We start from the raw sequence: 10,859 nt of genomic DNA, 5'->3' as shown, positions 1-10,859 counted from the left end.
GGCGGCGTATCAGTCGACGCATGAATTGACTGATCCACCGCCTTCGCGAGCAAGCTCGGCTCCTACAAATACGAGGGTACCGTTGAGCGGAGTGTGTCTTGACAGTGGAATATTACCAGCATCATATTGGCGCCATATTTCAACCGTAATCTTACTGAATCGGATCGGGAGCATTGCCATGCACTACAAGGTTTTTGGCCGTAAAACCGGCTTGCGCGTTTCGGAACTGGCGCTGGGCGCCGGCAACTTCGGCACCGGTTGGGGGCATGGCGCAGAGCGCGACGAAGCCAAACGCATTTTCGACGGTTACCTCGAGGCCGGCGGCAATTTCATCGACACCGCCAATGGTTATCAGGGTGGGCAATCGGAGTCGATGCTCAGTGAGTTCATCGCCCCGGAACGCGATCGACTGGTCATCGCCACCAAATACAGCATGGGCACCACGCCGGCGGCCGGTATTTCCCACACCGGCAACAGCCGCAAAAACATGGTGCGTGCCGTCGAAGAAAGCCTTAAGCGCTTGAAGACCGATCACATCGATCTGTTCTGGGCGCACATCAGCGATGGCGTCACGCCGATGGAGGAGATCCTGCGCGGCTTCGACGACCTGGTGCGCGCCGGCAAGATTCACTACGCCGGTTTGTCGAACTTCCCGGCCTGGCGCATCGCTCGCGCCGACGTGCTGGCAGAGGTGCGCGGGTTCGCGCCGATTGCTGCGATTCAAGTCGAGTACAGCCTCGCCGAACGCACCGCCGAACGGGAATTACTGCCGATGGCCGAAGCCCTCGGACTGGCCGCAACTCTCTGGTCGCCATTGGGCGGCGGCTTCCTCACCGGCAAGTATCGCGGCAACGATGACAACAACCGCGCGGCCAAACTCGGCATGCTGGTGCATGCGGAAAAAAGCGCGCGGGAAACGGCTTTGCTCGACACCTTGCTTGCGGTTGCCAGTGAGGTCGGCGTTAGCCCCACTCACGTCGCGATTGCCTGGCTGCGCGAAAAAGCCAAGCGCTCGACCACGGCGCTGATCCCGATTCTGGGTTCGCGTACCCGTGAACAACTGGATGCGACGTTGGGTGCGCTTGCGGTGCAACTGAGCGATGAACAACTGGCGCGGCTGGAGGGTGTGAGTAGCGTGCCGGCGGGCGTGCCGTTCGAGACGATTGCCAGTTCAGCACCCCGCTACACCGGGCCGGAGACGCTGGATCGGCCAATCATTCCAGTGGCCTGACACCCGCAACGCGACACACCCTTGTAGGAGCAGAGCTTGCTCGCGAAGGCGGTGGTTCAGTCAACTCATGCATCGACTGATATGCCGCTTTCGCGAGCAAGCTCTGCTCCCACACAGGCAATTGCGGTTATAGGTCGACTTTGTGCTTCGCGGCGTAGAGGCAAAGCATTTCCATGGCCAATGTGGCGGCGGCCAGTGAAGTGACTTCGGCGTGGTCGTAGGCCGGGGCCACTTCGACGACGTCCATGCCCACCAGATTGATCCCGCGCAAACCGCCAAGAATCTCCAGCGCCTGCACCGTGCTCAAACCGCCGCACACCGGCGTACCTGTGCCAGGCGCAAATGCCGGGTCGAGGCAGTCGATATCGAACGTCAAATACACCGGGTTATCGCCCACCCTTGCGCGGATCGCTTCGACAATCGCCTCGCAACCGCGCCGATGCACTTGCCGCGCATCAAGCACTTGAAAACCCAGAGTGTCGTCGTTGGTGGTACGCAAACCGATCTGCACCGAACGCGCCGGGTCCACCAGACCTTCCTTCGCGGCGTGCCAGAACATGGTGCCGTGATCGACGCGTTTGCCCTCCTCGTCCGGCCAGGTGTCGCTGTGCGCATCGAAGTGGATCAGCGACAGCGTGCCGTGCTTACGCGCATGGGCTTTAAGCAGCGGATAGCTGACGAAGTGGTCGCCGCCGAAGGTCAGCATGGCCGCGCCGGATTCGAGAATATGCTCAGCATGCGCTTCGATGCTTTCCGGGATGCTGTGCGGCGAGCCGTAATCGAAATCGCAGTCACCGTAATCGACCACTGCCAGATGATCGAACGGGTCGAACGTCCATGGCCAGTGGCGTTCCCAGGCAATTCCGGTCGACGCCGCACGAATCCCGCGCGGCCCGAAACGTGCGCCCGGGCGGTTGCTGGTGGCGGTGTCGAACGGCACACCGCTGACCGCCACATCAACACCGCGCAGGTCACGGCTGTAACGCCGGCGCATAAAACTGGTGATACCGGCGTAAGTGCTTTCGGCAGAGGTGCCATACAGGCTGTCGCGCGTCAGGGCTTGGTCGTTGAGCATCGGCACGTCCATTGGGGTGCTCCTTATTTTTTTGTCGTTACTGGTGGCTACGGAAAGTGGTCCACAGACGCGTGCGCTGACGCATGTCTTTGAGGCTCATGCTGCGGTCGGCGTAAAGCAGCTCGCGCACATTGGCCGGCGGATAGATGTCCGGATCGTTGCGCACCGCTTCATCCACCAGCGGCGTCGCAGCCTGGTTGGCGGTGGCAAAAAACAGCGTGTTGGTCAGCTCGGCGACCGAGTCAGGCCGCAGCATGAATTCGATGAACGCCCGCGCAGCTTCAGGGTGTGGCGCGTCCTTGGGGATGGCCAGGTTGTCTTGCCAGATCAACGTGCCCTCCTTGGGAATGCGGTAAGCGACTTCGAACGGCTTGTTGGCCTTGTGCGCCTGATCCGCCGCCATGCTCGCGTCACCGTTGTAGGTCAGCGCGAGACAGACCGTGCCGTTGGCCAGATCGCTGATCTGCCGACCCGTGGCGACATACAGCACCGACGGTTGCAGTTTTTGCAGCAGCGCTTCGGCGGCGGCCAGATCAGTTTTGTCGGTGCTGTACGGATCTTTGCCAAGGTAGTGCAGCGCGAGGCCGATGACTTCCTGCGGCGAATCAAGAATCGCGATGCCGCAGTCTTTGAGCTTGGCGGCGTACTCCGGTTTGAACAGTAGATCGAGGCTATTCAGCGGCACGTCCGGCAAGCGTTTTTTCACTGCTTCGACGTTCATGCCCAACCCCAGCGTGCCCCAGGTGTACGGCACGGCGTAACGATTGCCGGGGTCGACGGCCGCCAGTTTCGTCAACAAATCCGCATCGAGGTTGGCGTATCCCTTGAGCCCTTCGTGAGGAATTTCCTTCAGCGCCCCCGCGGCCAATCCACGGGCCAGCACGCTGGACGACGGCACCACCACGTCATAACCGCTGCCACCGGTGAGCAGTTTGGTCTCGAGCACTTCGGAGGTATCGAACGTGTCGTAACGCACGTGAATACCAGTTTCCTGCTCGAAGCGTTGCAGCGTCTGCGGCGGCACGTAATCGGCCCAACTGTAGAGGTTGAGCGTCTTGTCCTCGGCTTGAGCCATGCTGACAACGGTAAACAGCAACGCGGGGAAACACAGCTTGAACATGGGAGCCATGACGCACACCTGACCGAGGGAAGTGGTTGCAGCGTGCGCCGTCGGATACATTAGAAAAATACCTGAATAGTTATCCTGACTTTATTGCGGAGTAATGTGATGCTCGGTCAGCTCCACGATGTCGATTTGCAGCTGTTGCGCCTGTTTGTCAGCGTGGTCGAGTGCGGCGGTTTCAGTGCGGCGCAGGGTGAGTTGGGCCTCAGCCAGTCGAGCATCAGCCAGCAAATGGCCAAGCTCGAAACCCGCCTCGGCTATCGTCTGTGCAGCCGTGGCAAGGGTGGTTTCGGCGTGACGCCCAAGGGCGAGCAACTGCTGATCGCCGCGCGCACGCTGTTTGAATCCATTGAAACCTTTCGCCATCAATCCAACGGCGTCGCCGGACGTTTGATTGGTGAAGTGCGGCTGGGCATTTCTGAAGCGGTCGATCAATCGGTACTGCAACGGGTGGCCGAGGCGATTCGGCGCTTTCGCGAGCGTGATGAATCGGTGCGCATCGAAGTGATCAGTGCGATGCCCGGCGAGATGGAGCGCTTGTTGTTGCGGCAGCGGCTGGATCTGGCGATCGGTTATTTTTCGCAGGTGCAAAGTGCGTTCGACTATCACGAGTTGTTCAGCGAAACCCAGCATTTGTACTGCGCGGCGGGGCATCCGCTGTTCACCGATGATGCGCCCAGCGATGCGGCGCTGGCGGCGTGCGACCGCGTCGATCATCCATACCGGTTTCTGCGCAGTGACGAGCCGTTTCAGGGCAAGGTGTGTTCGGCCAGATCGGAGCAGGTTGAGGGCACGCTGGCATTTATTTTGTCGGGCAAGCATGTGGGGTATTTGCCGGATCACTATGCGCGGGGTTTGCAGGACAAGGGTTTATTGCGACCGGTGCGTGAAGGTGAGTTGAGTTTCGATGTGGCCTTTCACCTGGCTCGGCACCGGGCGCAGGTACCGGGGGATGCGCAGAAAGCCTTCGAAGAAGACTTGCTCACTGCTTTCACCTAAGCCAACGCAATACCTGTGGCGAGGGGATTTATCTGTGGCGAGGGGATTTATCCCCGATGGACTGCGCAGCAGTCCCCTGCATTTCAACTGGCAAAAAAAGCGAGGGCCGCTGCGCGCCCCATCGGGGATAAATCCCCTCGCCACAGTTGAATCCTGTCACCTCAAGATAAATGTCAGGTTCAAAGTTATATGCAAAAGCCGCCACGCCCAATAAAACCTGACCTTTCAGGCAATTTTTGCTCGTTGCCCTCGCCGCGCTCTTGCGGCATCCTGCGCCTCCATTTTCTGACCCGGCCCCGCCTCGCGGCGCATAAATCACCATGACCGCCTCTGAAAAAGCCCCGCGCAACAACGACTTGATCTACGGTCTCAACGACCGTCCGCACCTCACCGCCACCGTGTTCGCCGCGCTGCAACACGTGCTGGCGAGCTTCGTCGGCATCATCACGCCGACGCTGATCATGGGCGGCGCCCTCGGTCTGCAAAGCGAAATTCCCTACCTGATCAGCATGGCGCTGTTCGTCTCCGGCCTCGGCACGTTTGTCCAGGCCAAGCGTTTCGGCCCGGTCGGTTCCGGATTGCTGTGTCTGCAAGGCACCAGTTTCTCGTTTATCAGCGTGATTCTCAGTGCCGGTTTCATGGTCAAGGCGCGCGGTGGTGGCACCGATGAAATCCTCTCGACGATCTTCGGCGTGTGCTTCTTCGCCGCGTTCATCGAGGTCGCGCTCAGCCAATTCATTGGCAAATTGCGCATGCTGATCACCCCGGTGGTCACCGGCACCATCATCACCTTGATGGGCCTGTCGTTGATCAAAGTGGCGATGACCGACATTGCCGGCGGTTTCGGCGCGGCGGACTTGGGCGCGTCCAGCCACCTGTTTCTGGCCGCACTGGTGATCGGCACCATCGTCGTGTTGAACCGCGTTGACGTGCCGTTCCTGCGCCTCGGTGCGATCGTTATCGGCCTGACCCTCGGTTACTTCGTTGCATGGCTGATGGGCACCGTCGACTTCGCTTCGATGCCAGAAGTGCCGCTGGTCAGCGTGCCGGTGCCGTTCAAGTACGGTTTCAATTTCGACTGGGTCGCGTTCGTGCCGATCGCGGTGATTTTCCTGGTGTCGCCGCTCGAAGCTGCAGGCGACTTGACCGCCAACTCGATGATCTCGCGCCAACCGGTCAAAGGCCCGTTGTACATCCGCCGGATCAAGTCCGGCCTGCTCGCTGATGGCCTCAACTCGGCCATGGCGGCGGTGTTCAACAGCATGCCGATGGTGACCTTCGCGCAGAACAACGGCGTGATCCAGCTCACCGGCGTCGCCAGCCGCTATGTCGCCTTCTTCATCGCCGGTCTGCTGGTGCTGCTCGGGCTGTTCCCGATGATCGGCGCGGTGCTGCAATTGATGCCAAAACCGGTGCTCGGCGGCGCTGAGCTGGTGATGTTCGGCACCGTCGCGGTGGCCGGGATCAAGATCCTCGCCGAAGCCGGCCTGCACCGTCGCAACATGCTCATCGTGGCGATTTCCCTTGGCATGGGCCTGGGCATCGCCGCTGTGCCGGAGGTGCTGCGTGAGCTGCCGCAAGCGCTGCGCAACATCTTCGAATCGCCAATCACCGTCGGTGCGTTGTGCGCTATCGTGCTGAACGTCTTCCTGCCGGAAGAATTCATCGAGCTGGAAGAAGACGATTTCGACCCGGAAGCTTCTATTCTTCAGGTCATGGAAAACCCGGACATGCCATCCAAAGCTGAACCTGGCCAACCGGCGGCTGTCGCACAGTTGAACCGCTGACGTCCGGCCTTTAACAGAAAGGGCTGCACCGGCAACGGTTCAGCCCTTTTTTGTTGAGAGACCGTTTATGCGCCGCGTCCACGCCCTCATTCTGTCGTTACTGTTGCTGTCCCTCAGTGCCTGCGCGCTGTTTCCCAACCGAGATCCGGTGAACATCAACGTGGTCGGCCTCGAACCGTTGCCGAGCCAAGATCTGGAAGTGCGCTTCGCGATCAAGATCCGCGTGCAGAACCCCAACGAAACCGCCATCGACTACAACGGCATCGCCCTCGATCTGGAAGTCAACGGCCATTCACTGGCCTCGGGCGTGAGCGATCAGAGCGGCTCGATTCCGCGCTTTTCCGAAACCATCGTCAGCGTGCCGGTGAGCATTTCCGCGTTCTCGGTACTGCGCCAAACCCTCGGCCTCAGCCAGACGCAAACCCTCGACAATCTGCCGTACGTGCTGCGCGGCAAACTCGCCGGCGGCTTGTTCGGCACCATGCGTTTTGTCGACAGCGGCAAGCTGAGTTTGCCGAAAGCCACTGCCGCGACCTGGTAAAGATGGGTTAGCCTTGGGCGTTCATTGGAAATGCTCAAGGAGGCGGCACGACTATGGAAGAGATACCGACGTTGTACACCGAACGGCTGATCCTGCGCCCGCTGGAACTGGCCGACGCTGATGCCGTGCAGCAGCAATTTGCGCACTGGGAAGTGGTGCGTTACCTGAACGCCCTCGTCCCTTGGCCCTACCCCGCCGACGGCGCCCTCACCTACCTGCGCGACATTGCATTGCCGGCGATGGCCGCTGGCAAGGAGTGGCATTGGTCGCTGCGGCTGAAGTCGGCACCTGAACAATTGATCGGCAACATCAGCCTGATGGATGAGCAGGACAACAACCGTGGACTCTGGCTCGCGCCGGCATGGCACGGTCAAGGCCTGATGACCGAAGCCTGCGCCGCCGTCACCGATTATTGGTTCGAAACCCTTGATCGCCCGATCCTGCGGGTGCCGAAAGCGGCGCCTAATATCGCCTCGCGCCGGCTCTCCGAACGCAGCGGCATGCGCCTGATTGGCAGCGATGAAGGTAACTTCGTCAGCGGCCGCTGGCCTCGGGATCTTTGGGAAATCAGCCGCGAAGAATGGCTGAGTCAACGCTGAGGAGCTCCCCATGCTTATTGTGTTCAGCGGTTTGCCCGGCACCGGCAAAACGACCCTCGCCAAATCTGTCGCGACGCGGTTAAAAGCCACGTACCTGAGGATTGATACGATTGAACAAGCTATCCGTAACGCCGATGTTCTCGCAGGCGATGTCGGCAGCAGTGGTTATTTTGTTGCGCTTGAACTGGCGCTGGGCAATCTTCGACCGGGTCACACTGTCATCGTCGACTGCGTCAATCCTGTGGCTGAAAGCAGACAAGCGTGGGCCGATGTTGCCGCCTGTGCTGACGCTGCGCTGCTGAATATCGAAGTGATCTGCTCAGACCCGCAAGAGCACCGTCGGCGCGTTGAACAGCGGCAGTCAGATGTTCCGGGGTTGATCCCACCCTCGTGGCAATCGGTGCTTGATCATGACTATGAACCCTGGTCGCCAGCACCGCTCACGGTTGATACGGCGCAACTGAGCATCGATCAAGCCGTCGAACTCATCTTGCTCAACGGGGCTGTGCAAGGTGTGTCTCCCGATTAGCGAAGTTCGTGCAGACGTGTGGTATTAATTCATAAATTTCCAGCAAGGCTGCTTGTTCATGAATCACCGCAATGTGCGCATCGTCGCCCAGCATCTGCTCTCGGACAACTGGTACATCCTGAAGAAGATCGATTTCGAACTGCAACGCCGTGACGGCAGCTGGCAGGCGCTCACCCGCGAGGTCTACGATCGCGGCAATGGCGCCACGATCGGTCTCTATAATTTGGCTAAGCGCACCGTCATTCTCATCCGCCAGTTCCGCATCCCGACGTTCGTCAATGGCCATGACGGCTACCTGATCGAAACCGCTGCCGGTTTGCTGGATGACGCCAGCCCTGAAGAGCGCGTGCGCCTTGAGGCCGAAGAAGAAACCGGCTATCGCGTGCAATCGGTGCGCAAGGTCTACGAAGCGTTCATGAGCCCCGGCTCGGTGACTGAACGCCTGCATTTTTTTGTCGGTGAGTATCAGCCGCAGGATCGCATCAGCGATGGCGGTGGTCTGGCCGAGGAAGGCGAAGACATCGAGGTACTGGAGTTGCCGTTTGCCGAAGCACTGGCGATGGTTGATGACGGGCGGATCATGGATGGCAAGACCATCATGCTTTTGCAGTACCTCAAGCAAGTGATGCCGACGTCGCTGGCACGGACGATTGTGGTGTGTGGTTCAGATGATCGGGTAGCGCTGGCCACTGGTAGCGAGTTGCTGCAGGCCGGGCATTTTCCGTTGGTGGCGTCGACAGGGTTCGGTGGCGAGGTTTATCGCGACTATGCGAAGACGCTGTTGCAGCGCTGCGATGGGGTTTTGCTTTTTGGTGCTACCTCCGGGAGCTCCGATCTGATCGAAGAACTGGCTGTGCAACTGGTGCTGCCGATTTATCGCGCCCTCGACGAGATACCGGTTGCTAAACAGTAGGTTTGTGGTGGCGCGGCTGGCCCCTTCACCCTCAAAACATCTGAAAACGCTCCACTCAAGGAAGACACCTTTGAAAAAAGCTCTGGGCACCCTGCTGAGTAACCGTATTAATGGCCCAACCCTTTAACGAAACGCGCAGCAGTGCCTGGTCGGTGTTTGTAATCTTCTTGCGCCTCGGCTTGACCTCATTCGGGGGCCCCATCGCGCATTTGGGTTACTTCCACCATGAGTTCGTCACAAAACGACACTGGCTGAGCGAACGCAGTTATGCCGATCTGGTAGCGCTCTGCCAGTTTCTGCCAGGACCGGCCAGCAGTCAGGTGGGCATCGCGTTGGGCATGTCCCGCGCTGGCTATCGCGGAGCGCTGGCGGCGTGGGCCGGCTTCACGTTGCCATCGGCCGTTCTTCTGATTGTGTTCGCCTTGGGTGTTTCCCGTTATGCCGACGCGCTTGGGCCCGGCGCCCTTCACGGCCTCAAAGTGGTCGCTGTCGCGGTCGTTGCCCAAGCGGTCTGGGGCATGGCGAAAAACCTCTGTACTGATCTCACGCGCATCGCTCTCATGGTTATTGCTGCGTGTGGCGCCCTGCTTGAACCGTCTGCGTGGGGACAGGTCAGCGTGATCGTCATTGCCGGACTTGCCGGTGTGTTGCTGTGCAAACCCGGGCCAAGCGATGCGCACGATTCACTGCCAATTCCGATCAGCCGCAAGTCCGGCGCAATCTGGCTGTCGCTATTTTTTGCACTGCTGCTGGGCCTGCCACTGTTAGCCGGACTGACCGCTGACAGAAGCGTGGCAATGATCGACGCCTTCTACCGTACCGGCTCTCTGGTATTCGGCGGCGGGCACGTGGTTTTGCCGCTGCTGCAAGCCGAGGTGGTGCCGCCCGGCTGGGTCAGTAATGAAACCTTTCTTGCCGGTTATGGTGCTGCTCAGGCGGTTCCCGGCCCATTGTTTACATTCGCGGCGTTTCTGGGAGCGTCGATGAACCAGGCACCGTCCGGCTGGACAGGCGGACTGCTTTGCTTGCTGGCGATCTTCGCCCCGTCCTTTTTATTGATCGCAGGGGTTTTGCCTTTTTGGGAGCGCTTGCGACGCAGCGTGCGCACGCGGGCTGCGCTTGCCGGGATCAATGCGGCGGTGGTCGGCTTGCTGTTGACGGCGCTGTACGACCCCGTCTGGACAAACGCCATTTTCACGCTTCAAGACTTCGGACTGGCGCTGGCAGCCCTGATCGCGTTGATGTTTTGGCGGCTTCCCGCGTGGCTGGTCGTGATCGGCAGCGGTGTTGTCGGCGGGTTGATGAGCACCACTTTGTGATCGCCGTAGAAAGAACGGAAAACTATTCCGTGCCTTTTTCCTTGGAATCCGCCAACCCGCCCTCATAACTACCCAGACACCAATGCCCTCAAGAGGAAGCACTGACATGACCACTCAAACCGAAACTGCCCTTCTCGCCGGCGGCTGCTTCTGGGGCATGCAGGATCTGCTGCGGCGTTATCCGGGCGTGTTGCAAACGCGGGTCGGTTACACCGGCGGCGACGTGCCGAACGCCACTTACCGCAATCACGGCAACCACGCCGAAGCCATCGAGATCATCTTCGATCCGGCGGTGATCAGCTATCGGCAGATTCTTGAATTTTTCTTCCAGATCCACGACCCGAGCACGCCGAACCGTCAGGGTAACGACCTCGGCCCGAGCTATCGTTCGGCGATCTATTACCTCAGCGAAGCACAACGCGACACTGCTGAAGACACCGCGGCCGACGTCGACGCATCAAAACTGTGGCCGGGCCGCGTCGTTACTGAAATCGAACCGGCGGGGCCATTCTGGGAGGCGGAACCTGAGCATCAGGACTACCTCGAACGTATCCCGAATGGCTACACCTGCCACTTCATCCGGCCGAACTGGAAACTGCCAAAGCGCGCCTGAGGGTTAGCGCAACGGGCATCTCCGTTAATCGCCACACTGCGTCGGGGTCGAAATCAGTCATCGGTAAATGACGGCTTCCGACCCCGATGCAGTCTTAAAGTGGCAAAATCGCCCTCATCTTTATCGTTTC

11 protein-coding genes are annotated in these 10,859 nt (G+C 59.8%); 9 read left to right on the top strand and 2 right to left on the bottom strand.

The features are described 5' to 3' along the window. Positions 1-178: 178 nt before the first annotated feature. Complete coding sequence (locus QMX93_RS18380) at positions 179-1,231, top strand: aldo/keto reductase (RefSeq protein WP_282357574.1); 1,053 nt, start codon at positions 179-181, stop codon at positions 1,229-1,231. 127 nt (positions 1,232-1,358) lie between these two features. Here QMX93_RS18380 and speB read toward each other — a convergent pair whose 3' ends face one another. After that, positions 1,359-2,318: an agmatinase gene (gene speB / locus QMX93_RS18375; protein WP_282357573.1), complete on the bottom strand. Its 960-nt coding sequence runs from the start codon at positions 2,316-2,318 to the stop codon at positions 1,359-1,361. A 25-nt stretch (positions 2,319-2,343) separates the two neighbouring features. Further along, positions 2,344-3,435, bottom strand: a complete 1,092-nt coding sequence (locus tag QMX93_RS18370; protein ID WP_053120455.1) for a polyamine ABC transporter substrate-binding protein — start codon at positions 3,433-3,435, stop codon at positions 2,344-2,346. Positions 3,436-3,534: 99 nt separating this feature from the next. Here QMX93_RS18370 and QMX93_RS18365 point away from each other — a divergent pair, with 99 nt between their 5' ends. The 8 genes from QMX93_RS18365 to msrA all read left to right on the top strand — a co-directional run bounded on the left by QMX93_RS18365 (position 3,535) and on the right by msrA (position 10,729). Further along, positions 3,535-4,428 carry a LysR family transcriptional regulator gene (locus QMX93_RS18365; RefSeq protein ID WP_282357572.1) on the top strand — a complete coding sequence of 298 codons (894 nt, stop codon included), beginning with the start codon at positions 3,535-3,537 and terminating at the stop codon, positions 4,426-4,428. 320 nt (positions 4,429-4,748) lie between these two features. Further along, entirely contained in the window at positions 4,749-6,215 is a 1,467-nt protein-coding gene (locus tag QMX93_RS18360) for a nucleobase:cation symporter-2 family protein (RefSeq protein ID WP_053119783.1), read from the top strand. A gap of 67 nt (positions 6,216-6,282) precedes the next feature. Continuing rightward, positions 6,283-6,756, top strand: coding sequence for an LEA type 2 family protein (locus QMX93_RS18355; protein ID WP_212549407.1), 474 nt, complete (start codon positions 6,283-6,285; stop codon positions 6,754-6,756). A gap of 53 nt (positions 6,757-6,809) precedes the next feature. Then, positions 6,810-7,355 carry a GNAT family N-acetyltransferase gene (locus QMX93_RS18350; RefSeq protein WP_053119779.1) on the top strand — a complete coding sequence of 182 codons (546 nt, stop codon included), beginning with the start codon at positions 6,810-6,812 and terminating at the stop codon, positions 7,353-7,355. A 10-nt stretch (positions 7,356-7,365) separates the two neighbouring features. Beyond that, complete coding sequence (locus QMX93_RS18345) at positions 7,366-7,884, top strand: AAA family ATPase (RefSeq protein WP_282357571.1); 519 nt, start codon at positions 7,366-7,368, stop codon at positions 7,882-7,884. A 58-nt stretch (positions 7,885-7,942) separates the two neighbouring features. Continuing rightward, positions 7,943-8,797 (top strand): NUDIX domain-containing protein, encoded by an 855-nt coding sequence (locus tag QMX93_RS18340; protein ID WP_282357570.1) that lies wholly within the window; start codon positions 7,943-7,945, stop codon positions 8,795-8,797. 110 nt (positions 8,798-8,907) lie between these two features. After that, the gene (chrA, locus tag QMX93_RS18335) at positions 8,908-10,116 is read left to right on the top strand and encodes a chromate efflux transporter (protein ID WP_282357568.1); all 1,209 of its coding nucleotides are present in this window, start codon (positions 8,908-8,910) and stop codon (positions 10,114-10,116) included. Positions 10,117-10,222: 106 nt separating this feature from the next. Further along, on the top strand, positions 10,223-10,729 hold the full coding sequence (gene msrA, locus QMX93_RS18330; protein ID WP_053119771.1) for a peptide-methionine (S)-S-oxide reductase MsrA: 507 nt from the start codon (positions 10,223-10,225) through the stop codon (positions 10,727-10,729). Positions 10,730-10,859 lie beyond the last annotated feature (130 nt).

It is taken from the genome of Pseudomonas sp. PS01303, from assembly GCF_029959385.1.
GTDB lineage: Bacteria > Pseudomonadota > Gammaproteobacteria > Pseudomonadales > Pseudomonadaceae > Aquipseudomonas > Aquipseudomonas rustica.
Note: the sequence above shows the minus strand (reverse complement) of the source record. Positions and strands in the feature narration are given on the sequence as shown.

What these genes read in the sequence shown, in the direction of transcription:
- QMX93_RS18360 (WP_053119783.1), top strand. Translation starts at nt 4,749, where the DNA reads ATGACCGCCTCTGAAAAAGCCCCGCGCAACAACGACTTGATCTACGGT.
- QMX93_RS18380 (WP_282357574.1), top strand. Translation starts at nt 179, where the DNA reads ATGCACTACAAGGTTTTTGGCCGTAAAACCGGCTTGCGCGTTTCGGAA.
- QMX93_RS18355 (WP_212549407.1), top strand. Translation starts at nt 6,283, where the DNA reads ATGCGCCGCGTCCACGCCCTCATTCTGTCGTTACTGTTGCTGTCCCTC.
- speB (WP_282357573.1), bottom strand. Translation starts at nt 2,318, where the DNA reads ATGGACGTGCCGATGCTCAACGACCAAGCCCTGACGCGCGACAGCCTG.
- chrA (WP_282357568.1), top strand. Translation starts at nt 8,908, where the DNA reads ATGGCCCAACCCTTTAACGAAACGCGCAGCAGTGCCTGGTCGGTGTTT.
- QMX93_RS18370 (WP_053120455.1), bottom strand. Translation starts at nt 3,435, where the DNA reads ATGGCTCCCATGTTCAAGCTGTGTTTCCCCGCGTTGCTGTTTACCGTT.
- QMX93_RS18365 (WP_282357572.1), top strand. Translation starts at nt 3,535, where the DNA reads ATGCTCGGTCAGCTCCACGATGTCGATTTGCAGCTGTTGCGCCTGTTT.
- QMX93_RS18350 (WP_053119779.1), top strand. Translation starts at nt 6,810, where the DNA reads ATGGAAGAGATACCGACGTTGTACACCGAACGGCTGATCCTGCGCCCG.
- msrA (WP_053119771.1), top strand. Translation starts at nt 10,223, where the DNA reads ATGACCACTCAAACCGAAACTGCCCTTCTCGCCGGCGGCTGCTTCTGG.
- QMX93_RS18345 (WP_282357571.1), top strand. Translation starts at nt 7,366, where the DNA reads ATGCTTATTGTGTTCAGCGGTTTGCCCGGCACCGGCAAAACGACCCTC.
- QMX93_RS18340 (WP_282357570.1), top strand. Translation starts at nt 7,943, where the DNA reads ATGAATCACCGCAATGTGCGCATCGTCGCCCAGCATCTGCTCTCGGAC.